Raw genomic sequence first — 26,297 nt, 5'->3', positions numbered from 1 at the left:
CCGCGGGCCGGTGTCGAAGTTGTGGCCGTCCGCGCGAAAACCTCAGGAATGGGCCAGGATGTCCACCTCGTCCCAGCCGAGGAGGTCGAGGCGCGCGCGGGTCGGCAGGAAGGCGAAGCAGGCCTGCGCCATCTCGGTGCGCTCCTCGCGGGCGAGCATCGCGTCGAGGCGCGCGCGCAGGGCGTGGAGGTGCAGCACGTCCGAGGCGGCGTAGTCGATCTGCGCCGGAGTGAGCGTGTCGGCGCCCCAGTCCGAGGATTGCTGCTGCTTCGACAGCTCGACGCCCAGGAGTTCGCGCACGAGGTCCTTGAGCCCGTGGCGGTCCGTGTAGGTGCGCACCAGCCGCGAGGCCACCTTGGTGCAGTAGATCGGCCCCGGCATGACGCCGAGCCGATGGGAGAGCACCGCGAGGTCGAAGCGGGCGTAGTGGAAGATCTTGGTGACGGCCGGATCGGCCAGGACGCGCTTGAGCACCACCGGCTCGGGACCGGCCTTGGGGATCTGCACCACGTCGGCCTCGCCGTCGCCGCGGGAGATCTGCACCACGCAGAGGCGGTCGCGGTGGGGTTCGAGGCCGAGGGTCTCGGTGTCCACCGCGATGGCCGGCCCCGCCACGTAGTCGTCGGGCAGGTCGCCGCGGTGCAGGCGGTGGGGCATGGGTCTCGGATCCGGCTGACGGGGCGGCGCGGCGCCCCCGTCTCCGGCGCCTAGCACCCCGCCCCGGGACCGGCAAGGCGGCGAACCGTGCCCGTCAGTGGGCGGCGATGCGGCGGGCCGGCACGATGTCGTTGGCCATCACCTCGCCGAAGGGGCCGTCGTTGCGCGCCGGGCCCCGGGCGGTGCCGGTGGTCGCCCGCAGCGGCAGCTTGGGGAAGACGAGGTCGGCGAAGCGGTAGGCCTCCTCCAGGTGCGGGTAGCCCGAGAGGATGAAGCGGTCGATGCCCAGATCGATGTACTCCTTCATCCGGTCGGCCACCTGCTCGGCCGAGCCGACGAGCGCGGTGCCGGCGCCCCCGCGCACGAGGCCGACGCCCGCCCACAGGTTCGGCGACACCACGAGGCGGCTGCGGTCGCCCCCGTGCAGCGCCATCATCCGGCTCTGGCCGACCGAATCCTGCCGCCGCAGGGTCTCCTGCGCCCGCGCGATGGTGGCGTCGTCGAGGCGCGAGATCAGCGCGTCCGCCGCCGCCCAGGCGGCGCCTTCCGTCTCGCGCACGATCACGTGCAGCCGGATGCCGAACGAGAAGGTCCTGCCCTTCGCCTCCGCCGCGCGCCGGGCGCGGGCGAGCTTGTCGGCGACCTGCGCGGGGGGCTCGCCCCAGGTGAGGTAGACGTCGCAATGCTCGGCCGCGACCGCGATCCCTGGCTCCGACGAGCCGCCGAAATAGAGCGGCGGATGGGGGTCCTGCACCGGCCGGAAGATCAGGCGTCCGTCCTCGCTGCGCAGGTGCCGGCCCTCGAAGGTGACGCTCTCCCCCGCCATCAGGCCGCGCCAGACGCGCAGGAACTCGTCCGTCACCGCATAGCGCGCCTCGTGGTCGAGGAAGACGCCGTCGCCGCGCAGTTCCACCGGATCGCCGCCCGTCACCACGTTGATGAGGAGCCGCCCGTCCGAGATCCGGTCGAGGGTCGCGGCCATGCGGGCGGCGGCGCTCGGCTGCATCAGGCCGGGGCGCACCGCGACGAGGAAGCGCAGGCGCCGGGTGAGCGGCGCCAGCGCCGAGGCCACCACCCAGGAATCCTCGCAGGAGCGGCCGGTGGGCAGGAGCACGCCGTAATAGCCGAGATCGTCCGCCGCCTGCGCGATCTGGCGCAGGTAGGCGAGCGAGACCTCGCGGGCACCGTCCTGGCTGCCGAGGTAGCGGCCGTCGCCGTGGGTCGGCAGGAACCAGAGGACGTCGGTCTGTGCGGTCATCGGCTTGTCTCCGGGAGAGCGGCGCGCTCGCCGAGCAGGTGGTCGAGGATGCGGCCCTCCAGGGCGGCGAGGTCGGGATCGCCCCGCCGCCGGGGCCGGGGCACCTCGACGCGCAGGTCGAGGGCGATGCCGCCGTCCTCGATCAGGAGGATGCGGTCGGCGAGCGCCACCGCCTCGGCGACGTCGTGGGTGACGAGGAGCGCCGTGAAGCCCTGCGCGCGCCAGATCCGCTCGATCAGGTCCTGCATGCCGATGCGGGTGAGCGCGTCGAGGGCGCCGAGCGGCTCGTCGAGGGCCAGGAGCCCCGGGCCGCTCACCAGCGCGCGGGCGAGGGCGACGCGCTGGCGCTGGCCGCCCGACAGGGTGGCGGGCCACTGGTCCGCCTTGTCGGCGAGCCCGACCTCGGCGAGCGCCGCCCGCGCCCGCTCCTGCCGCGCCCGCGCCGTGCCCTCCTCGCCGAGCCCGACCGCGACGTTGTCGATCACCCGCGCCCAGGGCAGCAGGCGCGGTTCCTGGAACATGATCCGGCGCGTGGGGCTGCCCGCGCGCGCCGCATCGAGGCCGATGCGGCCGCCGCTCGGCGTCTCCAGGTCCATGACGAGGCGCAGCAGGGTGCTCTTGCCGCAGCCCGAGCGGCCCACCACGGCGACGAACTGGCCCGCCGGCACGTGCAGGTCGACGCCCCGGATCACCGGGGTGCCGTCGAAGTCCTTCGACAGGCCGCGCAGGGTCACGGCGAGCCCCGTCCCGGGGCCGGACGCGGCGGGCGGCGCGGTGCGGCGGGAGGCGGCCGCGGGGAGGGACGTCGGGTCGAGGCGGCGCAGCGTGCTGGCGATCATGCGGGGAGGGTCTCGGCGAGGGGGCGGGACGGGCGCGGCGGTCAGGCCGCGCGGTAGGCCGGGTTCCAGGCGAGGCAGGCGCGTTCGAGCTGCCGCGTGAGCGCGTCCGCGACCTTGCCGAGGCCGGCATAGATCACGATGGCCAGCACCACGACGTCGACCAGCATGAACTCGCGCGCCTGCATGGCCATGTAGCCGAGGCCCGAGGAGGCCGAGATCGTCTCGGCGACGATGAGGGTGAGCCACATGATGCCGAGCGCGTAGCGCAGCCCGACGAAGACGGACGGCAACGCGCCGGGCAGGACCACGCGCCGGAACAGCGTCGCGCGCGACAGGCCGTAGACCCGGCCCATCTCGATGAGCTGCGGATCCACCGAGCGGATGCCGTGCAGGGTGTTGGCATAGATCGGGAAGAACACGCCGAGCGCGACGAGGAAGAGCTTGGCCTCCTCGCCGATGCCGAACCACAGGATCACCAGCGGGATCAGCGACAGGTGGGGGATGTTGCGGATCATCTGCACGGTGGTGTCGGTGAGCCCCTCGGAGAGGCGCGACAGGCCGTTGGCGAGGCCGAGCAGGAAGCCGATGCCGCCGCCGATCAGGAACCCCGTCGCGGCCCGCAGGAAGCTCACGCCGAGATTGGTCCACAATTCGCCGGTGCCGGCGAGCCGCCAGCCCGCCGCGAGCACGTCGAGGGGCGCGGGCATGAACCGGGTCGAGACGAGGCCGGCGCTGCTCGCCGCCTGCCAGCCGGTCAGCACCGCGGCCGGGAGCAGCCAGGGCAGCAGGCGCGCCCGCGCGCCGGGCCAGCGGCCGGATTGGGGCGAGAGGCGCGCGGAGGCGCGGGCGGGGGAGGTGGACATGCGGGACCTCATCCGTTCCGGATCGGGGGCGCCCAGACCGCGTCGGCGATGCGGATCGGCCGCGGGATCAGGCCGAGGGCGTGGAAGCGGTCGGCGACGCGCTGCTGCTCGGCGATGATCGCGGGCGTCACCGGCCCGATGACGTACTCGGCCCGGTCCACCGCCCGGCGCGTGGCGGGCAGCGGCACGCCGGTGCCCTGCGACAGGAGCGCGGCGACCTCGCCGCGGTTCTCCCCGCACCAGCGGGCGACGTCTGCGAGCGCGTCGAGCGCCGCGATGAGGACGGGCGCGTTCGCCTCGGCGAAGCCCCGGTTGGCGAGCAGGTAGCTGTTCTGGCGCGCGATCTCGGTGGCGAGCGTCAGGATGCGCACCCCCTCCCCGACCTCCGCCATCGCGAAGTACGGGTCCCAGATCGTCCAGGCGTCGATGCTGCCGCGGGCGAAGGCGGCCGCGGCATCGGCGGGCGCGAGGGTGACGGGCTCGATGTCCCGGTAGGTCAGGCCCGCCTTCTCCAGCGCCGCCACCGTGAGGTTGTGCGCGCTCGACCCCTTGGCGAAGGCGACGCGCTTGCCCTTGAGGTCGGCGAGGCTGCGGATGGCCGATCCCTTCGGCAGCAGGATCGCCGCGCCCGAGCCGGCCGCCTCCTGGGACGCCGCGTAGACGAGGTTCGCACCCGCCGCCTGCGCGAAGATCGGCGGCGCGTCGCCGGTCTGGCCGAGATCGATGCTGCCGAGGCCCAGCGCTTCGAGGAGCGGCGGGCCGAACGAGAACTCCACCCACCTCACCGCGACGCCGAGCGGCTTCAGGCGCGCCTCGATCGCGGCCTGCTGCTTGGCGACGACCAGGATACCGTTCTTCTGGTAGCCGATCCGCAGGAGACCGGATGCGGCGGCGGAGAGCGGCAGGACCGGCGCCGCCAGTGCGGCGGCGACGAGGCTGCGGCGGCTGATCATCGGCCGGCCCCGGCCGCACGGGCGACGGGCTGCTCCCGGAGGCCGGCGCCGTGTCCGAGCAGGCCGGCGAGCTGGTCGGCCGCCTCGGCGACCCGGGCGCGGATCGCCGGCGCCGCGAGCACGCCGTCCTGGAAATCCGCGTCCGAGGCATAGACCGCGCTCGGCACCGCGAGTGCCGAGAAGAAGCCGAACAGCGGCCGCAGCGCGTGCTCGACCACCAGCGCGTGGCGCGGCCCGCCCCCGGTCGCGGCGAGCGCCACCGGCCGGTTCACCAGCGCCCCCGGCTCGACGAAGTCGAACAGGTGCTTGAACAGGCCCGTATAGGCGCCCTTGTAGACCGGGGAGCCGACAATGAGCCCGTCCGCCTCCTCGATCGCCTCGACGATGCGGCGGGCCGGCAGGGGCAGGTCCGCCCGCGCCCAGGCGGCGCCGAGCCCCGGCCCGGCATCCACCACGTCGAAGAGGCGCACCTCCACGGGCAGCCGCGCGGCGGTCTCCTCGGCGATGGCCTCCACGAGGGCGCGGGTCTTGGAGGGCCGCTGCAGGTTCGCGCTGAAGCCGACGAGTCTGAGGCGCGTCATGGAGGGTTCCGCTGCTGGTTCCGGAGGGGTGCGGCCGCCGCTCGGCGGCCGGCGCCCGTGTTCGGAAATGCTGTTGCAGAACCCGGAGCGGGTCAATGAAACGTTCTATCAAAAGAACGACACGGCGGAGACGATCATCCTGGTCGAGCCGTAAGCGGGCAGAATCCCATTCTTTTCGGCGGCGGCTGGCCTGATCGTGGCATTGGCACCGCGCAACGCAGGCGCGGACCCGGGACTGCTTCTCGGCCCGACGCGATGTGGGTTTGTTTTAGCGAACGATTGCCGGCAGCCCTGCGGCAGAGGGCGGGCGCGACGCCTCCGGGCCCGGGCGCCCGCCCTCTGCCGCTGGCGCGCACGGCGCCGGTCGTCGCGGGTCGGGCCTCCTCGCCTCATTCCAATGGCCCGGGATCGGTCGCTTGCGCGCCCCGGGCACATCCTCCAAGATTCATCCGATCGTGCCGACAAGAGCAGATCGAGAGGAGACGCCATGAGAGCCCTTGTTGCGGCCGCGGTCGCGGTGCTGCCCCTCGCCTCCGCCCACGCCTGGGAGCCGACGAAACCGATCGAGATTATCGTCCCGTTCCCGCCCGGCGGCTCGTCGGACCAGATGGCCCGCACCATCCAGGGAGCGATCCAGAAGAACGAACTCGCCAAGCAGCCGATCATCATCGTGAACAAGCCCGCCGCCGCCGGCGGCGAGGCGATGCTCGACATCCAGAAGTCGGCGGGCGATCCGCACAAGCTGATCACCACGTCGAGCGGCATCTACATGACCCCGCTCGCCACCAAGCTCCCGGTGAGCTGGCGGGACTTCACGCCCGTGGCGATGATGGCCCAGGACGCCTTCCTGCTCTGGGTGAACGCCGCCAAGCCGTACAAGACCGCCAAGGACTTCATCGACGCCGCCCGGACCGCGGCCCCGCCCCTCAAGACGGGCGGCAACGGCTCGAAGCGCGAGGACCACCTGATCTCCGTGACGATGGAGCAGAGCGCGGGGGTCAAGATCACCTACGTGCCCTACCAGGGCGGCGGCCCCTCCTCGGTCCAGCTCGCGGGCGGGCACATCGACGCCAACATGAACAACCCGGCCGAGGAGGTCGCCAACTGGCGCTCCGGCGCGACGCGGCCGCTCTGCGTCTTCTCGAAGAAGCCGCTCGCCTACACCCAGAAGGTGACGGCGGACATGAGCTGGGCCGATATCCCGACCTGCCCGTCGCAGGGCCTCGACGTCACCTACGAGATGCTGCGCGGGATGTTCATGCCCGGCAAGGTCACGCCGGAGCAGCAGGCGTTCTACGTCGACCTCTTCCGGAAGGTCACGGAGACGCCGGAGTGGAAGGCCTATCTGGAACGCAACGCGCTGGTGCCCGACTTCCGCTCGGGCCAGGCCTTCGTCGACTTCCTCACCGAGGACGAGCGCAAGCACAAGGAACTGATGGGCAAGGCGGGCTTCATCGCCACGCAATGAGCCCGACGGTCGGACGTCGGGGCGATGACCCGGCGGCCGGTCGGGAACGGAACCGGGCGGCCGCCTCGATACCCCGGCATGCGGCCCGCGCCGGGCGGGTCCCGCCGGGGACCGGGTCTCCGGCGGCACGAAAGGATACGGATGATCGACGCTTCCCCTCCGGCCGACGAGCGCGGCGTCTCGCGCCGTCTCGTCGAATGCCTCGTCTCGCTCCTGCTCTTGGGCGTCGCGGCGCTGACCCTGTGGGATTCCTACGGCCGCGGCGCCGGCTGGGACGGCGGGCCGGAGAACGGCTTCTTCCCGGCGCGCGTCGGCTGGATCCTGGCCGCCGCGGCGCTCGCCACGCTGGTGAGCGCGCTGCGCCGCGAGGAGAGCGTGTTCGTCACCTACGGCCAGCTGCGCCTCGTGGCCCGGGTCTTCGTGCCCCTCGCCCTCTACGTGCTGGCCATCGCGTATCTGGGCATCTACCTCGCCTCGGCCGCCTTCATGGCCGGGTTCATGCTGACGCTGGGAGATTTCCGCTGGTGGCAGACGGCGCTCGCCGCATTGCTGGTGCCGCTCGTCGTCTTCTGGGTGTTCGAACTGCAGTTCCGGGTTCCCCTGCCCAAGGGGCCGCTCGAGGCCGCGCTCGGCTACTGAAGCCCCGGAAGGATCCGCGATGGACAATCTCAACCAGCTGCTCCTGGGCTTCCAGATCGCGCTGACCTGGCACAACGTCGCCTTCATGATCATCGGCGTGCTGCTCGGCATCGTGGTCGGCGTGCTGCCGGGCCTGGGCGGCCCCAACGGCGTCGCCATCCTGCTGCCGCTCACCTTCGGCATGGATCCGACCTCGGCGATCATCCTGCTGTCGTCGATCTACTGGGGGGCGCTGTTCGGCGGCGCGATCACGTCGATCCTGTTCAACATCCCGGGCGAGGCGTGGTCGGTAGCGACCACCTTCGACGGCTACCCGATGGCCCAGCAGGGCCGGGCGGGCGAGGCGCTGACGGCCGCCTTCACGGCCTCGTTCATCGGCGCGCTCGCCGGCGTGGTGCTGATCACCTTCGTGGCGCCGCTCGTCGCCCGCTTCGCCCTGCGCTTCGGCCCGGCCGAGTTCTTCGGCGTCTTCTTCCTCACCTTCTGTTCCTTCATCGGCATGGGCAAGGAGAACAAGGCCAAGATCGTCGCCTCGCTGGCGCTCGGCTTCCTGCTCGCGGCGGTCGGCCTCGACACGATCTCGGGCGACCTGCGCCTGACCTTCGGGGCGAGCGAGCTGATGAAGGGCTTCGACTTCCTCGTGGTGGTGATCGGCCTGTTCGGGGTGTCGGAGATCCTGCTCACTATCGAGGAGGGGCTGCACTTCAAGGGCAAGCGGGCGGCGATCGACCTCGCGGTGGTGCTGCGCACCTGGGCGGCCCTGCCGCGCCACTGGGCCACGCTGGTGCGCTCCTCGGTGGTGGGGATGTGGATGGGCGTGACCCCGGGCGGGGCGATCGCCGCCTCCTTCATGGGCTACGGCCTCGCCAAGCGCTTCGCGCGCGACCCCGAGCGGTTCGGCAAGGGCGAGGTCGCGGGCGTGCTCGCCCCCGAGACCGCCGCGCACGCCGCCGGCACCTCGGCGCTGCTGCCGATGCTGGCGCTCGGCATCCCGGGCTCGGCCACCGCCGCGGTCCTGCTCGGCGGCCTGATGATCTGGGGCCTGCAGCCCGGCCCGCTGCTGTTCGTGGAGCAGAAGGAGTTCGTCTGGGGCCTGATCGCCTCGATGTATCTCGGCAACGTCGCGGGCCTGCTGATCGTGCTCGCCACCGTGCCGGTCTTCGCCGCGATCATGCGCATCCCCTTCGCGCTGGTGGCGCCGCTGATCCTCGTCGTCTGCGCCATCGGCGCCTACACGGTGGAATCCTCCCGCTTCGACATCTGGCTGATGCTGGTCTTCGGCGTCGTCGGCTACGTGTTCAAGAAGCTCGACTACCCCCTCGCCCCGCTGGTGCTGGCGCTGGTGCTCGGCGATCGCGCCGAGGACGCCTTCCGGCAGGCGCTGCTCGGCTCAGGCGGCGACCTGTCGGTGTTCTTCTCGAACGGGCTCGTCTCGACGCTGATGATCCTCGGCCTGCTGCTCCTCGTCTGGGGGCCCCTGTCCGAGATCGGCCGGCGCCTCGTCCGGCGGCTGCTGCCGGGGCGCGTGGCCTCCGCCTCGCCCTGACGGCACGCGGCCTTCGGCCGCCGACGCGGTGCGGGCAACGGGGCGTGCGTCCGTCGGGGGACCGGTCGGCCCGGATCGGCCGCGCCGGCCCGGGCGCCGGTCAGGGCGCCAGCGCCGCGTCGAGCACGCGCGCCACGTGCAGCGCCTCCCGGTCCACCCCGTCGCGGATCTGGTGGCGGCAGCTCGTCCCGTCCGCGACCACGAGATCGTCGGGGCCGGCCGCGCGCAGGGCCGGAAACAGCGACAGCTCGGCCATCGCGAACGAGACGTCGACCGTGTCGGGGCGGTAGCCGAAGGCCCCCGCCATGCCGCAGCAGCTCGACTCGATCACCCGCAGGTCGAGGCCCGGCACGCGGCGCAGCACGCTCTCCACCGCGCCCATGGCGCCGAACGCCTTCTGGTGGCAGTGCCCGTGCAGGTGCGCGACGCGTCCGCCCTGATCGCCGAGCGGGAGGGTGATGCGCCCCGCCGCGAGGTCGGCGGCGAGCAGCTCCTCGAACAGCAGGGCGGCGCCGGCCAGCTCCCGCGCCGCCTCGCCGGGATCGAGCGCCAGGGCCTCGTCGCGGAAGGTGAGCAGGCAGGAAGGCTCCAGCCCGACGATGCGGGCCCCGGCCCGCACGAAGGGCAGGAGCGCCTCGCGGCTGCGCTGCGCCTCCTCGCGCGCCCGCCCGGTCTGGCCGGAGGCGAGCCACGTGCGGCCGCAGCAGAGCGGCCGCCGGGTCGGCGGCGCCACCCGGTGCAGGCGGTAGCCGGCGGCGCGCAGCACCCGCTCGGCCGCCTCCAGGTTCTCGCGCTCGAAGGCCCGGTTGAAGGTGTCGGCGAACAGCACGACGTCGCGGGAATCGCCCACGACATCGCCCGGGCTCGCCGTCGCCCCGGTCTCGCGCCAGGGCCGGCGCCACGCCGGCAGCGAGCGGCGCGCCGACAGGCCCAGCACCCGCTCGGAGAGGCGCGCCAGCGCCGGCACGCGGTCGCGCCAGTTGAGCAGCGGCGCGAGCCGGGCGGCGAGGCCGGCGTAGCGCGGCAGCTCGGCCACGAGGCGCTCGGCCAGCGGCAGGCCGTGCCGGGCATGGTAGTGGTGCAGGAACTCGATCTTCATCCGGGCCATGTCGACGCCGGTCGGGCATTCGCGGCGGCAGGCCTTGCAGGAGACGCAGAGGTCGAGCGTGCGCTTCAGCTCGGGGCTGGTGAAGGCGTCCGGGCCGAGCTGGCCCGACATCGCCAGCCGCAGCGAGTTGGCCCGGCCGCGGGTGAGGTGCTGCTCGTCGCGCGTGACGCGGTAGGACGGGCACATCGCCCCGCCCGCGAGCTTCCGGCAGGTGCCGTTGTTGTTGCACATCTCGACCGCGCCGCCGAACCCGCCCCAGTCCGACCAGTCGAGAACGGGGGCCGCCGGCTGCGTCGCCGCGTAACCGGGCGCAAAGCGCATCAGGCTGCGGTCGTCCATCCGCAGCGGGCGCACGATCTTGCCGGGATTCAGGCGGTTGTCGGGATCGAAAGCGTCCTTCACGGTCTCGAAGGCGGAGGCGAGGACCGGCCCGAACAGCGGGGCGACGAACTCGGAGCGCGAGATGCCGTCCCCGTGCTCGCCCGAATAGGAGCCCTTGAAGCGCCGCACCAGCTCGGCGGTCTCCTCCGCGATGGCACGCATCCGGGCGACGCCCCCGGCCTGCTTGAGGTCGAGGATCGGGCGCACGTGCAGGCAGCCGACCGAGGCGTGCGCGTACCACGTGCCCCGCGTGCCGTGCTTCTCGAACACCGCCGTGACGGCGTCCGTGTAGTCGGCGAGATGCTCCAGGGGCACCGCGCAATCCTCGATGAAGGAGATCGGCTTGGCGTCGCCCTTCATCGACATCATGATGTTGAGGCAGGCCTCGCGCACCTCCCAGACCGCGCGCTGGCGCACGGGCTCGGTCACGGCGACCACCGCGTCCGGGAAGCCGTGGTCGGCCATGCAGGCGTCGAGCCGCGCGAGGTCGCGCGCGAGGCTGTCGCGGTCGTCGCCCGCGAACTCGGTGAGCAGCAGGCAGTTCGGCTGGCCGCGGGTGATGTCGGCGAGCGTGGTGCGAAACAGCGGGATGTCGGCCCCGAGCACCAGCACGTTGTTGTCGACGAGTTCGACCGCCGCGGGGCCGAGATCGACGATGTGCCGCGTGGTCTCCATCGCGGCGCGGAACGAGGGGAAGTGGCATACGCCCATGACGCGGTGCGTCGGCAGGCGCGCGAGCTGCAGCGTCACCGCGGTGGTCGCGGCGAGCGTCCCCTCCGAGCCGACGAGGAGATGGGCGAGGTTCGGCCGCGGCGCGACCAGCGCGTCGAGATTGTAGCCGCCGACCCGGCGCTGCACCTTCGGATAGCGCAGCGCGATCTCGTCGCGGTTCCGGTCGGCGAGGGCGAGCATCCGCCGGGCGAGATCCTGGGCGCGGGCCGATCCCGCGACGCCGAGCCCCTCGTTGCCGGTGAGGCCGAAGCCGAAGGCCTCGCCGTCGGGGAACAAGGCCTCGATCGCCAGGACGTTGTCGCTCATCTTGCCGTAGCGCAGCGAGCGGGCGCCGCAGGAATTGTTGCCGGCCATGCCGCCGATGGTGCAGCGGCTCGCCGTGGAGGGCTCGACGGGGAAGAACCAGCCGTCCGCCTTCACCCGCGCGTTCAGCCGCTCCAGGACGAGGCCGGGCTCCACCGTGACCGTGCCGGCCTCGGGATCGTAGGCCGTGACGGCGCCGAGGTGGCGCGAGCAATCCACCACGAGGCCGGTGCCGATCGGCTGCCCGTTCTGCGAGGTGCCCCCGCCGCGCAGGATGACGGGCAGGCCGTGCTCGGCCGCGGCCGTCAGGGTCGCCGCGATGTCGTCGCGGCTCTTGGGGAAGACCACGCCCGCCGGCATGATCTGGTAGATCGAGGCATCGGTGGCGTAGCGCCCGCGGGTGAAGGCGTCGAACCGCACCTCCCCCTGCAGGGAGGCCGCCAGCCGCCGGGCCAGTCCGGAATTCGGCTGCATGTGTGCTGTCATGAAATATCCTGGGGCCGATCAGGCCGCGACGGCGGCGGCCGGCCGGGCGCCGACCACCAGTTCCACCCCGAGTGCCCGGGCCACCTGCTCCCTGCGCGCGAGGCCGGTCGGATAGTCGGGATCGAGGATGCGGCGCACTTCCTTCTCCGCGCAGCCGATCCGAGCTCCGAGCGCCACCTTGGACAGGCCGGAGGCTTTCCACGCCGTGTAGAGGGTCGCCTTGGCGGCGAGCGCTGCGGGCAGAATGAAAACCTCCCGTTCGTCGGCGTCCGGCGCTGCCGGCGGCACCAGATCGAGTCCCAGCTTGATCCGTCCGCGCACGGCTGCGGTCAAGGCGTCGCGCATCGCCTGTGCGGCCTCTTCACGCGTCGCACCCGACACGATCGCCTCGGGGGCGGCCGAGGCGTAGGCGTGGATCTCTCCCTCCTCCTCCCGCAAGGCGTAGCCGTAGACCCATTCCTGTTCCATCGCGCGACCTCCTCGCCGCCGGTCCTGAACGGCAGGCCAGAACCGGGTGCTGCCATCCTGAAGCCGGTTCGGATCGATCTTCGGCTGATTGCAGATCCTGCGAACCATCAGGGGACTCAACTCACCGTTCTGCACGATCGTCACGTGGTCTCCGAGTCTGACCATGTAGTGAGAGCCCGCCCCTCTGTCCTTCAACACTGCAAATTCCAGATTGTTCTTCCTGGCTTATCGGCGAAGGTCCCGGATCAGATCCTCCCGCTTCATCCCCTCCGCCTCCGCTGCCGCGGACGGGATGCCGGACACAGACGTCCGAGAGTCAAACGAATTCGGACGTAGGCGTCCGATGGTTGCGTCGGCAGCGCAGCCGGCCGATGCACCGACCCAACCGTCGATGTCGGCCCTGGAAGGTTCGGCGAGCGCGCCTCACGTCGCGGCGGGCGCGGGTCCTCCCGCGACCGAGGTTCCGGTATCATGGGAACCGCGAATCCGCGACGCGGCCGATCCGCCGCAGACGGCAAGACTCCCCACCTGCTCCACGAGGCGCGCACGCGGTGATGATCGATCTCTTCAGCGATACGCAGACCCGGCCGACGCCGGGCATGCGCGAGGCGATGGCGCGGGCCGAGGTCGGCGACGAGCAGTCGGGCTCCGATCCGACCACGAACGCGCTGTGCGAGCGCGTGGCGGCGCTGCTCGGCCTGGAGGACGGCGTGTTCATGCCCTCCGGCACGATGTGCAACCTCGTCTCGATCCTGGTGCAGACGCGGGCCGGCGACGAGATCATCGTCGACGACCAGTCGCACATCTACAACACCGAGGCCGCGGGCGCGGCGGCGATCGGCGGCGTGTCGGTGCGGGCGCTGCCGACGCGGGTCGGCCTCTACACGCTCGCGCAGGCGGAAGGCGCGATCCGGGTCCCGCAGCGCACCGCACCGCGCTCGGCCCTGATCTCGATCGAGCAGACCACGAGCTTCTCCGGCGGCACGGTCTGGGACCTCGGCACCATGCGGGCGATCCGCGACCTCGCCCACGCGCACGGCCTCAAGGCGCATATCGACGGGGCGCGGCTCCTCAACGCGGTCGTGGCCACGGGCATCCCGGCGGACGCCTACGCGGCGGGGTTCGACAGCGCCTGGATCGACCTGAGCAAGGGGCTCGGCTGCCCGGTCGGCGCGGTGCTGTGCGGCAGCCGGGACTTCGTCACCGAGGCGTGGCGCTGGAAGTACCGGCTCGGCGGCGCCCTGCGCCAGAGCGGCGTGCTCGCCGCGGCGGGCCTCTACGCGCTCGACCACCACATGGACCAGCTCGCCGAGGACAACGCGAATGCCCGCCGCCTGCACGCGGCGATCGCCGACGCGCCCGGCCTCGCCTTCGACGAGACGGCGGGCCAGTCGAACATCCTGTGCTTCTCGGTGGCCGGGCTCGGCGTCACCGCCTCGGCCTTCGCCGCCGCCTGCCTCGCGGAAGAGGTGCGGGTGCGGGCGATCGGCGAGGAGATGATCCGGGCGACCGCGAGCCTCGAGGTCGACCGCGCCGGCATCGCGCGGGCGGGCGAGGTGATCCGCGCGGTGGCGGACGACCTGGCCGCGCGGCGGTGACGGCGCGCCCGCCGCCTTCCTCGGGGGAGGTCGTCAGGACCCCCGCAACGCCGCCGCGAACAGCCTCCGCAGTTCCTCCGCGCCGACGGGGCGCCCGTTCGTCGCCGTCGAGTGGTCCTCCACCGCCCAGGGCACCAGCGCCTCGCATTCCTCGGCGGTGACGCCCATCTCGGCGAGTGTCCGGGGCAGGCCGAGGTCGCGGTTGAGGGCCTCGACCGCCTCGGCGAGGTCGGCGCCGGGGGCGAGGCCCATCGCCTCGCGCAGGGCCGCGTACTTCGCCTCGCAGGCCGGCGCGTTGAAGCGCAGCACGTGCGGCAGGATCACGGCGTTGAGGGTGCCGTGGTGCAGGGGCTGCATCTTGCGCCCGCCGAGCGCGTGGGACATCGAGTGGACCGCGCCGAGCCCCTTCTGGAAGGTCATGCCGCCTTCGAGCGCGGCCATCATCATCGCCTCGCGCGCCGGGATGTCGTGGCCGTCCCGGTAGGCCCGCCGCAGCGCCGGGATCGCGCGCTTCAGCCCGTCGAGGGCGATCGCCTCCGCGGGCGGGTTGTCGCGCGGGCTGAGATACGTCTCGATGCAGTGCGTGACCGCGTCCATGCCGGTCGCCGCGGTGAGGTGAGGCGGCAGGCCGAGCGTCAGGTCGGGGTCGCAGATCGCGACGTTCGGGATCAGCGAGGGGGCGATGAAGCCGAGCTTGCGCCCGTCCGCGAGGGTGATCAGCGCCGCGCGCCCGACCTCGCTGCCGGTCCCCGCGGTGGTGGGCACCGCCAGGACGGGGGGCTGGTCGGCGCGGATGCGCGGCAGGCCGCCGAGCACCGCCGCGTAGTGCGACAGCGGCTCGGCGTGGGTCGCCATCAGGGCCACGCCCTTGGCGAGGTCGAGGGGCGAGCCGCCGCCGATGGCCAGCACCGCGTCGCAGCCGCGCGCGCGAAACAGGTCCCGGGCCGCCAGCACCGCGGCCTCGGTGGGATTCTCCGGCGTCGCGTCGAAGACCGGCGCCTCGGCGAGGGCGGCGTGCGTCGCCACGATCCGCGCGACGAGCCCCGCCGCGACGACGCCCCGGTCGGTCACGATCAGCGGCCGGCGCGCGCCGAGCAGCGCGAGTTCCTCCGGGATCAGCCGGATCGCGCCGCGCTCGAACTGGATGCGTGTGAGATAGGTGATGAGGCCCATGCCGCCCGTCTCCTCCCCGGCCGGCGTTCCCTGCGCCGGCTCGTTCGCGCTCGTTAGCACCGGATGCGGGCCGCGGACCACTTCCGGCCGGCATGGCCGCCCTGACCGCCGCGCGTGCGTGCGGCGCGCAGCCTGTGAGATAACGGTCGCAACGAGACGATCGGGAGGCGCCATGAGGATGGACCTGACGGGCCGCACCGCGCTGGTGACGGGCGGCATGAGCGGGATCGGGGCCGGGATCGCGGCCGGGCTGCGGGAGGCGGGCGCCGAGGTGATCGTCGCCGACCTCACGGGCGGCGAGGGCGTGCGGGACGAGGCCGGCGCGCCCGCCCGCGCCCTCGACGTCGCCGACCCCGACAGCGTGCAGGCGCTGGCGGCGGGGTTCGAGCGCCTCGACATCCTGGTGAACGCCGCCGGGATCATCCGCCGGGGCGCCGAGTACGACCTGCCCGTCTTCGAGCAGGTGATCGCCGTCAACCTCACCGGCACGATGCGCCTGTGCACCGCCTGCCGGCCGCTGCTGGCGCAGTCCCGCGGCGCCATCGTCACCGTCGCCTCGATGCTGAGCTTCTTCGGCGGCGGGCTGGTGCCGGCCTACAGCGCCAGCAAGGGCGGCATCGCCCAGCTCACCAAGAGCCTCGCCATCGGCTGGGCGCCCGATGGCATCCGGGTCAACGCCGTGGCGCCGGGCTGGATCGCCACGCCGCTGACCCAGGCCCTGCAGGACGACCCCGGCCGCTCCGGCCCGATCCTCGCCCGCACGCCGCTCGGCCGCTGGGGCCGACCGGAGGACGTCGCGGGCGCGGTCGTGTTCCTCTGCTCCCCCGCCGCCGCCTTCATCACCGGCACCGTGCTGCCGGTGGACGGCGGCTACCTCATCGCCTGAGCGGCGCCCTGACGGAGACCAAGAACCATGTCCGAGACCGACGAGCGCCGCATGCCCTACCAGCTCCCCTTCCCGCCGGAGGCCGGCGTGGAGATCGTGGAGCCGCAGGCGATCCCCGAGGACGAGCGGATCTGGGTGCCGCAGGCCGAGAACGTCTGGTTCCGGCCGCTCTGCCTCAACGCCTCCCAGGGCTACTGGGTGAACCTGCTGCGGGTGCGCCGGGCCGGCGTGCTGAGCCGCCACCGGCACCCCGCGCCGGTGCATGGCCACGTGCTGCGCGGGCGCTGGCACTACCTCGAACACGACTGGGTGGCCGAGACCGGATCCTACGTGTTCGAGCCGCCCGGCGAGACGCACACGCTCGTGGTGCCGGACGATTGCCCCGAGATGATCACGCTCTTCCACATCACCGGCGTGATGATCTACGTCGACCCTTGGGGCCGCCAGACCGGCTACGAGGACGTCTTCACCAAGATCGAGATGTGCCGCCGCCACTATACGCAGGCGGGTCTCGGCGCCGACTACGTCAGCCGCTTCGTGCGCTGAGGCCTCGCCCGCGCCGAGCCATGCAGAAATTCGATGGCTCGGCGGCGCGGCGGCAGGCATCGCCGCGAAGGCGGACCCGCCCGCTTGTTATAACAATCGACCGCGCTACACTCCGGTCCGCGCCGCAATACCAATACAATCAGCGGCATCGGAGAGGAAACGCCATGAGGAAACTCGCGCCTGCCGCGACGCGGCGGCTCGTCCGTGCGCTTCTCGCCTCGACCGTCCTGATCGGCAGCCATGCCGTCACGTCAACGGTCCAGGCCGCGGACCCGATCCGCATCGCGGTGATCGCCGAGGCCCAGGCGCTTGCCGGCGCCTCGATCCCGCAGGCGGCCCAGATCGCCGCCGACGAGATCAACGCCAAGGGCGGCATCGACGGGCGCAAGGTCGAACTCGTCACCTACGACAACAAGAGTTCGGCGGCGGATTCGGTCCGCGCCTTCCAGCGCGCGGCCAGCGAGGACAAGGTCCACGCCGTCATCGCGAGCTACATCAGCGAGGTGGTGCTCGCCCTCCAGCCGTGGTCGGCGCGCCTGAAGATGCCCTTCATCACGCCGGGCGCGGCCTCCAACGAGATCCCGCTCAACGTCCACAAGGACTATGCCCGCAACAAGTACTCCTTCCACGGCTACCTGACCTCGAAGGCCCAGTCGCAGGCGGTCTGCGACGCCGCCAAGGCGATCCTCGTCGAGGGCCGGCAGATGAAGACCGCCGTGATCATGAGCGAGGACGCGGCGTGGACCAAGCCCCTCGACGAGGGCTACAAGGAATGCCTGCCCAAGGTCGGCCTCAAGGTGCTCGACCACATCCGCTTCTCGCCGAGCACCACCGACTTCAACCCGATCTTCAGCCGCATCGAGGGCGCCAAGCCCGACGTGATCGTCACCGGCATCTCGCATGTCGGCGTGCAGCCGACCGTGCAGTGGAGGAGCCAGCAGGTGCCGATCCCGATGATCGGCATCGCCTCGCAGGCCACCAACGCCACCTTCTGGAAGGAGACGAACGGCGCGACCGAGGGCGTGCTGTTCGAGATGTTCGCCGCCCCGGGCACCAACGTCACCCCGAAGACCGCGCCCTTCGCGGAGGCCTTCAAGGCCAAGTACGGCAACTACCCGAGCTATGCTGGCTACACCGCCTACGACGAGGTCTACTACATCACCGATGCCGTGCGGCGCGCGGGCTCGACCGATCCCGACAAGCTGGTCGAGGCGCTGGAGAAGACCGACTGGGAGGGCACGCTCGGGCGCATCCAGTTCTACGGCCGCGAGGACGACTTCACCCACTCGATCAAGTACGGCCCCGGCCTCGTCTCCGGCATGATGATGCAGTGGCAGGACGGCAAGCAGCTCGCCGTCTGGCCGCCGCAGGTGGCCAACGGCAAGATCACCTTCCCGAGCTTCGTCAAGGCCGGCTCGGCCGCGAACTGACGGCGGCCCCGCCGCGTCCGGGGCGCCCCGCGCGTCCCGGCGCCTCCGGCGGGGGGCCTGCCGGCCTCCCGCGCCTTTCGGCCCGCGGAACATCATGACGGCCATCCAGATCCTCATCGACGGCTTTGCCATCTCGGCGCTCTACGCGCTCGGGGCCACCGGCTTCACCCTGATCTTCGGGGTGTCGGGCGTCCTCAACCTGTCCCACGGCGCGCTCATGGTGACGGCGGCGGTGGTGGCCTGGGCGGCGTCGAGCGAGCTCGGCCTCGGCGCCTATGCGGGCGCCGGGGTCGGCGTCGCCGTCTGCACCCTGCTGACCCTCGCCACCTACGGCCTCGTCGTGAAGCCGATCGATCGCTCCCGGGCGATCCCTCCCGAGGAGAAGGAGATCTTCATCCTCACCGGCACGCTCCTGTGGGGCATCATGATCCAGGAGTTCATCGCCTACCTGTTCACCAGCAACGCCAAGACGGTGAGGCCGATCGTCGAGGGCGTGGTGGTGATCGCGGGCGTGCGCACCCCCTGGAACCAGATCTTCACCGCCGTGATCTGCTGGGGCACGATCGCGCTGCTGTGGGTGCTGGTGAACCGCACCCGCACCGGCAAGGTGGTGCTCGCGGCCTCGATGAACCCGCGCGGGGTCACGCTGCTGGGCTTCGAGCTGTCGCGGATCTACGTGGCGATCTGGCTGATCTACGGCGTGCTCGCGGGAATCGCGGGCGTGCTGCTCGGCCAGTTCCTCGGCGTGTCGCCCTACAGCGTCGGCCCGCTCACCGCGAGCGCCTTCTCGATCGTGGTGCTGGGCGGCCTCGGCAGCGTCTCGGGCTCGCTCATCGCGGCCTACGTGGTGGGCTATCTCGAGACGCTGACCGCCTACCTGATCTCCCCGGCCTACCGCACCATCCCGTCCCTGCTGCTGCTCGTGGCGGTGATGTACGTGCGCCCGCAAGGCCTGCTCGGGCGCCGCTGAGCGCCCCCGCCCCTCCCGAGAGGCTTCATGCTCCACACGCTCCTGCGCAGCCCGCTCCTCTGGCTCACCGTCATCGGCCTCGGCCTCGCCGCGGTGCTGCCGCTGTGGGTCTCCGGCTACATCCTCGGCCTCCTCACGGTCGCGTACTATTTCGGCGTGTTCTCGATGGCCTGGGACCTGCTGTTCGGCTTCGCCGGCGAGGTCAATTTCGGGCCGACCTTCCTGATCGGGCTCGGCGCCTACTCGGCCGGCATCCTCAACGGGCACGGCGTGCCGATCGCGCTCTGCCTCGCGGCGGGCGCGGCCGCGGCTGTGATCGGCGGCGTGGTGCTGGCCCTGCCGGCGCTGCGGGTACGGGGTCCCTATTTCGGCCTCACCACGGTCGTGGCGGTGCTGATCCTGCAGAACCTGATCGTGGTCTTCGCCGAGACCACCGGCGGCGAGATCGGCCTCACGGTGCCGGACGTCATCAGCATCGACGCCGCCACCAACTACTGGATCGCGCTCGGCTTCATGACGGTGAGCGGGCTGATCCTGTTTGCCATCGCCACCTCGCCGGTGGGGCTGATCCTGCAGGCGAGCGGGCAGGACCCGGTCGAGGCCGGGGCGCTCGGCTTCAACGTCGCCAAGCACAAGCTCGCGGCCTTCTGCGTCAGCGCCGTCTTCTCCGGCCTCGCGGGGGCGCTCCTCGTCTTCTACATGGGCACCGCCTCGGTGGGCACGCTGGTGGACGTGTCGGTGGGCGTCCAGGTCATCATCGCGGCGGTGCTCGGGGGGCGGCGCACCATCGTGGGCGGCGTGCTCGGGGCGGTCTTCCTCATCGCGGCGGGCGAATTGCTGCGGCCGCTCGGGGCGCTCTCCACCTTCGTGGTCTCGGCCGCCGCCCTGGTGGTGATCCTGTTCGTGCCGGCGGGCCTGCTCGGCCTCCTCACCCGGCAGGGGCAGCGGGCGTGACGGCGCCCTCGCAAGCGGAGCGGAACGTGATGACCGCGGCCGTCCTCCCCCACCCCCTGCATCCTCCCGTCGCAGCCCGCCCGCTGCTGGCGGTCGAGGGCCTGCAGAAGCGCTACGGCGGCCTCGTTGCGGTGAAGTCGATCGGCTTCGCGGTCCGCCCCGGCGAGATCCTGGGCCTGATCGGCCCGAACGGCTCGGGCAAGTCCACCGTGATGAAGCTCATCATGGGCCTGGAGCGGCCGAATGCCGGCAGCGTCCGGCTCGACGGCACCGAGATCGCCGGCTGGCCCTCGCACCGGGTGGCGCGCGCCGGCATCGGCCTCGTCTTCCAGCATTCCCGGCCGCTGCACCGGCAGACCGTGCTGGAGAACATCAAGCTCGCGCTCCTGCCCGACAACCTCCTGCGCCTCATCGCCGATCCCCGCGTCGAGGCGAAGGCGCGCGTCATCGCCGAGCGGGTGGGCCTGGGCGCCGTGATGGACCGCCGGCCCGCCACGCTGCCCTTCGCGGACCTGCGCCGGATGGAACTCGCCAAGGCCATCGCCCGCGACCCCAAGGTGGTGCTGGTGGACGAGCCCTTCGCGGGCCTGACCCAGGGCGAGGTCGCGGATTTCTCGCAGCTCATCCGGGGATTTCGCGACGAGGGCAAGGCCGTGCTCCTCGTCGACCACAACGTGAAGAGCGTGGCCGCCCTCGTGGACCGGGTGCTCGCCATGTATCTCGGCGAGCGCGTCGCCGAGGGCTCGGCCGCCGAGGTCATGCGCAACGAGACCGTGCGCCGGGTCTATCTCGGCGGCGCCATCGAGACGGCGGCGCGCCCGCAATCCGCCTTCTCGGGCGAGCCGCTCCTGAAGATCGAGGCGCTCGACGTCCTCTACGGCAAGGCGCAGGCCCTGCAGGGCGTGAGCCTGCACGTGCACGAGGGCGAGTTCGTCTCCGTGGTCGGCCTCAACGGGGCGGGCAAGACGACCTTGTTCAACGCCGTGTCGGGCCTCGTTCCGTATTCCGGCCGCATCGCCTGCGGGGGCGAGGACCTGAGCCGCCGCACCCCGGCGGCCATCGCCCGCTCCGGCATCGTGCAGGTGCCCGAGACGCGCGAGTTGTTCGGCGAGATGAGCGTGCGCGAGAACCTCGATCTCGGCGGCCAGCACCTGCCCAAGGCCGAGAGCGCGCGCCAGCTCGACTGGCTGCTCGACCTCTTCCCGATCCTGCGCAGCCGCAGCGGCCAGATGGCCCGCACCCTCTCGGGCGGCGAGCAGCAGATGCTCACCATCGCCCGCGCCCTGATGATGCGCCCGCGCCTCCTGATCCTCGACGAGCCGACCCTCGGCCTCGCGCCGGTGATCCTCGAACAGCTCTCGAAGGCCCTGGAGCGCCTGCGCCAGACGACGCCGATCACCGTGCTGCTGGGCGAGCAGAACGTCACCTTCGCGCTGCCCCACGCCGACCGGGTCTACGTGCTGGAGCACGCCCGCATCGTCTGGGAGGGCACCCCCGACCGCTTCGCCGCCGAGGCCGGGACCGGCTATCTCTGAGGCGCCGCGCGGGGGTGTCCTGCCGCGCGGCGTGCCGGCGGCCGCTCGGCGACGGAGTGATGTCCCGGGGCTGAGCGTGCTCTGCGCCGTCCTCCCTGTCTCGATCTTCCTGATGGTGATGCCGGCATCGCCATCAGGGATCGCGGACGACGAGCCGTTCCGCGCGGACCGCCCTATCTGTCGGGGGCGGATCACCGCGCAAGGCCACGAAGGGGGCTCGGCATGGCGAAGCTCTTCATCGCGAAGATCGTGGAGGCGGGCCGGCCGCGCCCCCTCGTGACCGTGCGGGCGGCCGGCGAGGGCGAGGCGCGGCTTTTCCTCGAAGCGGCCTATCCCGAGGCGGCGATCGCCGAGGTCGCGGAGCCCGGCGAGTGGGTGAGCGACGCGGATACGGGCCAAGCGGCCGGCGACATCCGCGAGCATCCCGGCGTGATCTGGCAGCCGCCGTCGAGCCTGGCGGGCTAGGACGTGCCGCCGGGCCGCGCGAGGGGCTGGCGACGCGCCGCCATCCGGCTCCTCGGCCTCGTCGCCCGGCCGGCGCGCCGGGCGCAGGGGGCGGAGGGCGTCGTCGTCGAGCCCTACCGGGGCTACGGCTCGCGCGAGGAGATCTTTCTGATCGGCCGGGTCTTCCGGCAGTCGCACGCCGCGCCCGAGGCCGACCCGGACGATCTGCGCGCGCATCTGCGCGACATCGGCCGGCGGATCCGCCGCCGCAAGCTCGCCGGCGCCGCGATCACGGCCCGGTTCGGCGGCAGCACCGTGCGGGTGGCCACGGACCGGGACGGCTACTTCCGGGTGCACCTGCGCCCGCGCGAGCGGCCGGACGGCGCGGCGGCGTGGCACCCGGTGGCGCTCACCCTCGACACCGATCCGCCGGTCGCCGCGCAGGCCCGGGTGTTCATCCCGCCCGACCGGTGCCGCTTCGTGGTGATCAGCGACATCGACGACACGGTGATGCACACTGGCGTCGCCAACCGGCTCACGATGCTCTGGCGCCTCTTCGTCGCCGATGCGCAGAGCCGGGTCGCCTTTCCGGGCGCGGCAGCCCTCTACCGCGCGCTGCACGACGGCGCGGCCGGCGCCGAGCAGAACCCGATGCTCTACGTCTCGCGGGCGCCGTGGGGCATCTACGACATGCTGACCGAGTTCTTCCGCCTGCACGGCATCCCGATCGGCCCGGTGCTCTTCCTGCGCGAATGGGGCCTGTCCTGGCGCCACCCGCTGCCGCGCCGGGCCGAGGACCACAAGCGCGAGCTGATCGACCGCATGCTGGCGCTCTACCGCGACCTGCCCTTCGTGCTGATCGGCGACAGCGGCCAGCACGACCCCGAGGTCTATGCCGCGATCGTCGGCGCCCATCCCGGCCGGGTGCTGGCGGTCTACATCCGCAACGTCTCGCCCGATCCGGGCCGGGCCTCCGAGATCGAGCGCCTCGCCGTGACGGTGGCGGCGGCCGGCAGCAGCCTCGTGCTCGCCGCCGACAGCCGCGCGATGGCCGAGCACGCCGCCGGCCTCGGCCTGGTCGCCCCCGAGACCGTGACGGCGGTGGCGGCCGAGCAGGCGGCCTCCGCGGCGCCCGCGACCGCGTCGCCGCGGGCGCGGCGGATCGCGGCCCCGACCCCGGAGGCGACGGTCGCGTCGATCGAGGAGGGCGAGCTGAAGCAGGCGCTCGGCGAGGCCGTGCCGAACGTCGTCGTCGAGCCAGACGACCGCGGGGGACGGCCTGGGTCCTGAGGGTCCGGGTCCGATGCTTGGTGCCGGCTCGCGCGGTGCGCAACCGGTGGAGGCCGGACGTTCGATCTCCGGCCCGACGGACGCCTCCCTCACGCGAACCGGTGCAGGAGCATCGCCCGGTCCCAGCGGGTGTCGAGGGGAGCAGCGGCCCTCTCGAACCCTGGCCGCGCGAAAGCCCCCCGCGCCCGCATAGTCTCCGGATCGGGATCGATGTCGACGGCCGGTACGCCGAGATGGACGAGATGATCGACGTGCTGCCGCGATCCTGGCGCCGTGCCCTTGGCCGAGCGCATCGACCTCGCCGGGGGAGAGATCCCGTCCGCATCGGCCGGGCGGACGATCATTGAAGTGGTGGGATGACCAGTCGGCGACGGCGTAATCCCTGGATGAAGGCCACAGGACGGTCTCCCGCCATCGCGCCTCGCGCCACCTCTGTGTTTCAGGCTCGCTATCCGGTGGTCCCCACCAGCGGCGGATGTGCTCGCGATGACGCCAGCCTGCGAGCAGCGGCAGATCGGCCCCGGTGGCTCGGCGGATCAGGTCGCTGTCGGGACATCCCGCAAGGGGTGAAAAGCGGCCCAAGCCCTACAGCGTCTGAGCCTGTCAGGTCCTCTCCGCTGACAGGACGTACGCCACGATCGCATTGGCGTGCCCATGACCCATGCCATGTTCGGCCTTCAGCATCGCGACCAGTTCCATATGCTTGGCCGGTAGCCTGTCACGAACGATTTGCTGCCACTCCCCGATGGGTCGGCCGTACTTCTTCTCGATCGATGGAAAATACGAGGCAGGCCCCTTGATCGGTTCGGCAGGCACCGCGCACAGGCTCCGGGCGACATTGGCCACCGCAGTTTGAACATACACCCCTCGAACCGCAACGGGACGCTGCGGCTCGGAACGGCGCACGCCAATGCCTGTTGAGGGCCGCAAGCAGCTCCTCGTGGCAGGTGCCAAGCATCGGATCGGGACCACCGGAGACGCCCCCGCCCATGACCGCCCCCCTCATCCTGCGCGCTACCCTCGACGGGCTTGACACGGCGGAGCGCGCCCGCACGCTGTTCCTGCCCGCCCTCGCGGGGGCGCCGGAGGCGCTGCTCGATCTCCTGGCGCTGCTGCCGGTGGCGGACGTCAACGGCGCGCTCCTGGCGGCGCTGGCGCGGCAGGGGCGCTTTCCGCCCGGGGAGGCGCCCGTCGCGGCGGTGTTCTGCGCCGATCCGTTCCTGCGCGTGGCGGACATGGCCGAGGCCCTGCTGGCGGCGGGCGTGCGCCGGGTGGCGAACTATCCGAGCGTGCAGGTGATCGACGGGGAGACCGGCCGGGCCATCGCGGCGGTGGGGTACGGGCCCGAGGAGGAGCTGGCGACGCTCCTGCGGCTGCGGCAGGCCGGCCTCGTCGCGGTCGGCTGCGCCGCCTCGCCCGCCTTCGCGGCGCGGCTCGCGGCCGCCGGCATGACGGAGATCCGCGCGGTGCCGCCGCCCGGCGCGGGCCGGCGCGATTTCCCCCCCTTCACCCGCTGAGGCCGTAGCGGCGCATCTTGTTGTAGAGGGTTTTTCGCGAGAGGCCGAGGAAGGCCGCGGTCTCGGCCCGGCGGAAGCGGTTGCGGCGCAGCGCGTCGACGATCCAGGCGCGCTCGTCCGTCACCGGCTCGGGCCGGGCCGCGGCCGGGCCGCGGCAGAGCCGGGCCACGAGGTCGCTGCGGATCGTGCCGTCCGGGCTCTCGCTCGCCGCGCGGGCCAGCAGCGAGCGCAGCTCGCGGAGGTTGCCCGGCCAGTCCCGGGTCATCAGCAGCCGGTAGGCGGCGGGCTCGATCACCACGGCCGGCCGCTTCTCGCGCGCGACGCTCCGCAGCATCGCGCGGGCGAGGAGCGGGATGTCCTCCGGCCGGTCGCGCAGCGGCGGCACGTCCACCCGCCCGGCCTCGACCCGCCCCAGCAGCGCGGGCGCGAGGTCGGCCGGGTCGCCCGCCGTCACGACGAGGCGCCCGCCCCGCCGCTCGCCGCGCCCGAAGCGCCCGACCACCGCCTGCTCCAGCACCCGCGCGAGACGCTCCTGCAGGGCGGGGGCGAGCGCCGCGATGCCCTCCACCACCACGGTCGCGTCCGGCGCGGCGAGCGCGCCCGTGCCCCCGAACAGCGTCGCCTCGATCTCCGGATCGGCCGCGTCGAGGACGAGGAACGGCCCGGTGCGCCGGCTCGCCACGTGGACGGCGCGCGCGACCGTGGTGCGGCCGGAGCCCGGCTCGCCGCAGACCAGCACGGCGAGGTCCGTGGCGACCAGCCGGGCGATCCGCTCGACCATGCGGGCGATCGCCTCCGACTGCCCGACGAGGCCCGCGAGCGCCGTGATGCGGACGTGCTCGCGCTGCGCCTCGTCGCGCAGCGGCCGCAGCAGGCTCGCGGTCTTGAACGCGGAGGTCGTCTGCATCACCGACATCTCCAGCGGCAGCCGGTCGAGGGTGGAGCCGCCGACGTAGCCGTCCGCCTTGGCCTCGTCGCAGACCCGGATCATGTCGGCGGAATCGACGATGGGCCCGCCCTCCACCATGCAGAGCGTCCCGGGCCGGGCTTGGCGCACCCACTGGAACACCCGCCGCGCCCGGTCCGCCGCCTCGTCGAGGGCCACGCCCGCGATGCCGAGCGAGCCGCCCGCGTTCCAGCCGAAGTTGAGGCACAGGATGTCGACCTCGGCGGCGAGCAGCGCCTCGATCTCCTCGCGGGTCTTGGCGTAGCCGAAGGTCGACAGCCCCGCCGCGCGGGCGCTGCGCAGCAGCGCGACCTCGCGCGAGAAGCCGATGCCGGCCGCCTCCAGGGCGGCGCGGAACCGGCCCTCGAAGTGGATCGCGGTGGGGAAGTTGGCGAGGCCCGCATAGCCCGTGCGGGCGAGCCGGGCGACGAGCGCCGGCACGTCGAGCCGCGGGTCGAACACCGAGGCGCCGAAGAAGACCGGCACCGGCACCCGGTCGAGGATCTCGCTGCGCGCGAAGGCATCCGTGAAGCCGTTGGCCTCGCGCAGCGGGAAGAGCGCGGCGATCGAGGCCGCGCCCATCACCCGCAGGCGCCCGGCATTGAGCGCGAGCAGGAAGTCGGCCCCGCCCTGCACCACCGCCCGCGCGGTCATGCCGAGCCCGATCGCCGCCCCGACCAGGAGGTCGTTGGCGGGGCGGTCGCGGAAGATCGGCTGCCTCATGGC

Annotated in this window: 26 protein-coding genes; 14 read left to right on the top strand and 12 right to left on the bottom strand. The window is 72.6% G+C overall.

Annotation, left to right across the window (positions count from 1 at the left end):
* Positions 1-42 precede the first annotated feature (42 nt).
* The 6 genes from MFF61_RS17385 to msuE form a co-directional block, all read right to left on the bottom strand.
* Entirely contained in the window at positions 43-657 is a 615-nt protein-coding gene (locus MFF61_RS17385; RefSeq protein ID WP_238236491.1) for a ribonuclease D, read from the bottom strand.
* A gap of 94 nt (positions 658-751) precedes the next feature.
* Positions 752-1,915 carry an FMNH2-dependent alkanesulfonate monooxygenase gene (gene ssuD / locus MFF61_RS17380; protein WP_238236490.1) on the bottom strand — a complete coding sequence of 388 codons (1,164 nt, stop codon included), beginning with the start codon at positions 1,913-1,915 and terminating at the stop codon, positions 752-754.
* Positions 1,912-2,754 (bottom strand): ATP-binding cassette domain-containing protein, encoded by an 843-nt coding sequence (locus MFF61_RS17375; RefSeq protein WP_238236487.1) that lies wholly within the window; start codon positions 2,752-2,754, stop codon positions 1,912-1,914. Before MFF61_RS17375 ends, ssuD begins: the two co-directional genes overlap by 4 nt.
* Positions 2,755-2,795: 41 nt before the next feature.
* Complete coding sequence (locus MFF61_RS17370) at positions 2,796-3,653, bottom strand: ABC transporter permease subunit (protein WP_373324729.1); 858 nt, start codon at positions 3,651-3,653, stop codon at positions 2,796-2,798.
* Positions 3,626-4,570, bottom strand: a complete 945-nt coding sequence (locus MFF61_RS17365) for an aliphatic sulfonate ABC transporter substrate-binding protein (RefSeq protein WP_238236485.1) — start codon at positions 4,568-4,570, stop codon at positions 3,626-3,628. The genes MFF61_RS17370 and MFF61_RS17365 overlap by 28 nt, the downstream gene beginning before the upstream one ends.
* Complete coding sequence (gene msuE / locus MFF61_RS17360; protein WP_238236484.1) at positions 4,567-5,151, bottom strand: FMN reductase; 585 nt, start codon at positions 5,149-5,151, stop codon at positions 4,567-4,569. The genes MFF61_RS17365 and msuE overlap by 4 nt, the downstream gene beginning before the upstream one ends.
* On the opposite strand from msuE, the gene MFF61_RS17355 reads away from it, so the two are divergent.
* The 4 genes from MFF61_RS17355 to MFF61_RS17340 all read left to right on the top strand — a co-directional run bounded on the left by MFF61_RS17355 (position 5,150) and on the right by MFF61_RS17340 (position 8,804).
* Complete coding sequence (locus MFF61_RS17355) at positions 5,150-5,305, top strand: hypothetical protein (RefSeq protein ID WP_238236482.1); 156 nt, start codon at positions 5,150-5,152, stop codon at positions 5,303-5,305. The genes msuE and MFF61_RS17355 overlap by 2 nt on opposite strands.
* Positions 5,306-5,638: 333 nt before the next feature.
* Complete coding sequence (locus tag MFF61_RS17350; RefSeq protein ID WP_238236480.1) at positions 5,639-6,619, top strand: Bug family tripartite tricarboxylate transporter substrate binding protein; 981 nt, start codon at positions 5,639-5,641, stop codon at positions 6,617-6,619.
* Between the two features lie 141 nt (positions 6,620-6,760).
* Positions 6,761-7,258, top strand: coding sequence for a tripartite tricarboxylate transporter TctB family protein (locus MFF61_RS17345; protein ID WP_238236478.1), 498 nt, complete (start codon positions 6,761-6,763; stop codon positions 7,256-7,258).
* A gap of 19 nt (positions 7,259-7,277) precedes the next feature.
* A complete protein-coding gene (locus MFF61_RS17340; protein WP_238236476.1) occupies positions 7,278-8,804 on the top strand; it encodes a tripartite tricarboxylate transporter permease in 1,527 nt (508 codons plus the stop codon).
* Between the two features lie 100 nt (positions 8,805-8,904).
* Here MFF61_RS17340 and MFF61_RS17335 read toward each other — a convergent pair whose 3' ends face one another.
* Positions 8,905-11,814: an FAD-binding and (Fe-S)-binding domain-containing protein gene (locus MFF61_RS17335; RefSeq protein WP_238236474.1), complete on the bottom strand. Its 2,910-nt coding sequence runs from the start codon at positions 11,812-11,814 to the stop codon at positions 8,905-8,907.
* Positions 11,815-11,832: 18 nt separating this feature from the next.
* Entirely contained in the window at positions 11,833-12,426 is a 594-nt protein-coding gene (locus MFF61_RS17330) for a hypothetical protein (protein ID WP_238236472.1), read from the bottom strand.
* 410 nt (positions 12,427-12,836) lie between these two features.
* Here MFF61_RS17330 and MFF61_RS17325 point away from each other — a divergent pair, with 410 nt between their 5' ends.
* Positions 12,837-13,880 (top strand): threonine aldolase family protein, encoded by a 1,044-nt coding sequence (locus MFF61_RS17325; protein WP_238236471.1) that lies wholly within the window; start codon positions 12,837-12,839, stop codon positions 13,878-13,880.
* Positions 13,881-13,913: 33 nt separating this feature from the next.
* Here the strand turns inward: MFF61_RS17325 and gbd are convergent, their stop codons facing one another.
* The gene (gene gbd / locus MFF61_RS17320) at positions 13,914-15,053 is read right to left on the bottom strand and encodes a 4-hydroxybutyrate dehydrogenase (RefSeq protein ID WP_238236470.1); all 1,140 of its coding nucleotides are present in this window, start codon (positions 15,051-15,053) and stop codon (positions 13,914-13,916) included.
* Between the two features lie 172 nt (positions 15,054-15,225).
* On the opposite strand from gbd, the gene MFF61_RS17315 reads away from it, so the two are divergent.
* The 8 genes from MFF61_RS17315 to MFF61_RS17280 all read left to right on the top strand — a co-directional run bounded on the left by MFF61_RS17315 (position 15,226) and on the right by MFF61_RS17280 (position 23,108).
* Positions 15,226-15,939 carry an SDR family NAD(P)-dependent oxidoreductase gene (locus MFF61_RS17315; protein WP_238236469.1) on the top strand — a complete coding sequence of 238 codons (714 nt, stop codon included), beginning with the start codon at positions 15,226-15,228 and terminating at the stop codon, positions 15,937-15,939.
* Positions 15,940-15,966: 27 nt separating this feature from the next.
* Complete coding sequence (locus MFF61_RS17310; protein WP_238236468.1) at positions 15,967-16,485, top strand: 2,4'-dihydroxyacetophenone dioxygenase family protein; 519 nt, start codon at positions 15,967-15,969, stop codon at positions 16,483-16,485.
* A gap of 164 nt (positions 16,486-16,649) precedes the next feature.
* Positions 16,650-17,915 carry an ABC transporter substrate-binding protein gene (locus MFF61_RS17305; RefSeq protein ID WP_238236467.1) on the top strand — a complete coding sequence of 422 codons (1,266 nt, stop codon included), beginning with the start codon at positions 16,650-16,652 and terminating at the stop codon, positions 17,913-17,915.
* Positions 17,916-18,009: 94 nt separating this feature from the next.
* A complete protein-coding gene (locus MFF61_RS17300) occupies positions 18,010-18,885 on the top strand; it encodes a branched-chain amino acid ABC transporter permease (protein ID WP_238236466.1) in 876 nt (291 codons plus the stop codon).
* Between the two features lie 27 nt (positions 18,886-18,912).
* Positions 18,913-19,839, top strand: a complete 927-nt coding sequence (locus tag MFF61_RS17295) for a branched-chain amino acid ABC transporter permease (RefSeq protein ID WP_238236464.1) — start codon at positions 18,913-18,915, stop codon at positions 19,837-19,839.
* A 29-nt stretch (positions 19,840-19,868) separates the two neighbouring features.
* Positions 19,869-21,374 (top strand): ATP-binding cassette domain-containing protein, encoded by a 1,506-nt coding sequence (locus MFF61_RS17290; protein ID WP_238236461.1) that lies wholly within the window; start codon positions 19,869-19,871, stop codon positions 21,372-21,374.
* A gap of 222 nt (positions 21,375-21,596) precedes the next feature.
* Positions 21,597-21,839 (top strand): hypothetical protein, encoded by a 243-nt coding sequence (locus MFF61_RS17285; RefSeq protein WP_238236459.1) that lies wholly within the window; start codon positions 21,597-21,599, stop codon positions 21,837-21,839.
* 3 nt (positions 21,840-21,842) lie between these two features.
* On the top strand, positions 21,843-23,108 hold the full coding sequence (locus tag MFF61_RS17280) for an App1 family protein phosphatidate phosphatase (protein WP_238236456.1): 1,266 nt from the start codon (positions 21,843-21,845) through the stop codon (positions 23,106-23,108).
* 89 nt (positions 23,109-23,197) lie between these two features.
* Here the strand turns inward: MFF61_RS17280 and MFF61_RS17275 are convergent, their stop codons facing one another.
* Positions 23,198-23,401, bottom strand: coding sequence for a hypothetical protein (locus MFF61_RS17275; RefSeq protein WP_238236455.1), 204 nt, complete (start codon positions 23,399-23,401; stop codon positions 23,198-23,200).
* Between the two features lie 310 nt (positions 23,402-23,711).
* Positions 23,712-23,924 carry a DUF4287 domain-containing protein gene (locus MFF61_RS17270; protein WP_238236668.1) on the bottom strand — a complete coding sequence of 71 codons (213 nt, stop codon included), beginning with the start codon at positions 23,922-23,924 and terminating at the stop codon, positions 23,712-23,714.
* 173 nt (positions 23,925-24,097) lie between these two features.
* Between MFF61_RS17270 and MFF61_RS17265 the strand changes: the two genes are divergently transcribed.
* Positions 24,098-24,625, top strand: a complete 528-nt coding sequence (locus tag MFF61_RS17265) for a phosphoenolpyruvate hydrolase family protein (RefSeq protein WP_238236453.1) — start codon at positions 24,098-24,100, stop codon at positions 24,623-24,625.
* On the opposite strand, the gene MFF61_RS17260 is transcribed toward MFF61_RS17265, so the two are convergent.
* Positions 24,615-26,294: a phosphoenolpyruvate hydrolase family protein gene (locus tag MFF61_RS17260; protein ID WP_238236452.1), complete on the bottom strand. Its 1,680-nt coding sequence runs from the start codon at positions 26,292-26,294 to the stop codon at positions 24,615-24,617. The genes MFF61_RS17265 and MFF61_RS17260 overlap by 11 nt on opposite strands.
* Positions 26,295-26,297: the final 3 nt, after the last annotated feature.

The sequence above is a fragment of the Methylobacterium isbiliense genome (assembly GCF_022179325.1).
Classification (GTDB): Bacteria; Pseudomonadota; Alphaproteobacteria; order Rhizobiales; family Beijerinckiaceae; genus Methylobacterium; species Methylobacterium isbiliense.
The sequence above is the reverse complement of the archived record's forward strand: the minus strand, read 5'-3'. Positions and strand labels throughout refer to the sequence as shown.

Coding starts and splice junctions, on each gene's coding strand:
- MFF61_RS17385 (WP_238236491.1), bottom strand. CDS start 657: ATGCCCCACCGCCTGCACCGCGGCGACCTGCCCGACGACTACGTGGCG.
- ssuD (WP_238236490.1), bottom strand. CDS start 1,915: ATGACCGCACAGACCGACGTCCTCTGGTTCCTGCCGACCCACGGCGAC.
- MFF61_RS17375 (WP_238236487.1), bottom strand. CDS start 2,754: ATGATCGCCAGCACGCTGCGCCGCCTCGACCCGACGTCCCTCCCCGCG.
- MFF61_RS17365 (WP_238236485.1), bottom strand. CDS start 4,570: ATGATCAGCCGCCGCAGCCTCGTCGCCGCCGCACTGGCGGCGCCGGTC.
- MFF61_RS17355 (WP_238236482.1), top strand. CDS start 5,150: ATGGAGGGTTCCGCTGCTGGTTCCGGAGGGGTGCGGCCGCCGCTCGGC.
- msuE (WP_238236484.1), bottom strand. CDS start 5,151: ATGACGCGCCTCAGACTCGTCGGCTTCAGCGCGAACCTGCAGCGGCCC.
- MFF61_RS17350 (WP_238236480.1), top strand. CDS start 5,639: ATGAGAGCCCTTGTTGCGGCCGCGGTCGCGGTGCTGCCCCTCGCCTCC.
- MFF61_RS17345 (WP_238236478.1), top strand. CDS start 6,761: ATGATCGACGCTTCCCCTCCGGCCGACGAGCGCGGCGTCTCGCGCCGT.
- MFF61_RS17340 (WP_238236476.1), top strand. CDS start 7,278: ATGGACAATCTCAACCAGCTGCTCCTGGGCTTCCAGATCGCGCTGACC.
- MFF61_RS17335 (WP_238236474.1), bottom strand. CDS start 11,814: ATGACAGCACACATGCAGCCGAATTCCGGACTGGCCCGGCGGCTGGCG.
- MFF61_RS17325 (WP_238236471.1), top strand. CDS start 12,837: ATGATCGATCTCTTCAGCGATACGCAGACCCGGCCGACGCCGGGCATG.
- gbd (WP_238236470.1), bottom strand. CDS start 15,053: ATGGGCCTCATCACCTATCTCACACGCATCCAGTTCGAGCGCGGCGCG.
- MFF61_RS17315 (WP_238236469.1), top strand. CDS start 15,226: ATGAGGATGGACCTGACGGGCCGCACCGCGCTGGTGACGGGCGGCATG.
- MFF61_RS17310 (WP_238236468.1), top strand. CDS start 15,967: ATGTCCGAGACCGACGAGCGCCGCATGCCCTACCAGCTCCCCTTCCCG.
- MFF61_RS17305 (WP_238236467.1), top strand. CDS start 16,650: ATGAGGAAACTCGCGCCTGCCGCGACGCGGCGGCTCGTCCGTGCGCTT.
- MFF61_RS17300 (WP_238236466.1), top strand. CDS start 18,010: ATGACGGCCATCCAGATCCTCATCGACGGCTTTGCCATCTCGGCGCTC.
- MFF61_RS17295 (WP_238236464.1), top strand. CDS start 18,913: ATGCTCCACACGCTCCTGCGCAGCCCGCTCCTCTGGCTCACCGTCATC.
- MFF61_RS17290 (WP_238236461.1), top strand. CDS start 19,869: ATGACCGCGGCCGTCCTCCCCCACCCCCTGCATCCTCCCGTCGCAGCC.
- MFF61_RS17285 (WP_238236459.1), top strand. CDS start 21,597: ATGGCGAAGCTCTTCATCGCGAAGATCGTGGAGGCGGGCCGGCCGCGC.
- MFF61_RS17275 (WP_238236455.1), bottom strand. CDS start 23,401: ATGCGCTCGGCCAAGGGCACGGCGCCAGGATCGCGGCAGCACGTCGAT.
- MFF61_RS17265 (WP_238236453.1), top strand. CDS start 24,098: ATGACCGCCCCCCTCATCCTGCGCGCTACCCTCGACGGGCTTGACACG.
- MFF61_RS17260 (WP_238236452.1), bottom strand. CDS start 26,294: ATGAGGCAGCCGATCTTCCGCGACCGCCCCGCCAACGACCTCCTGGTC.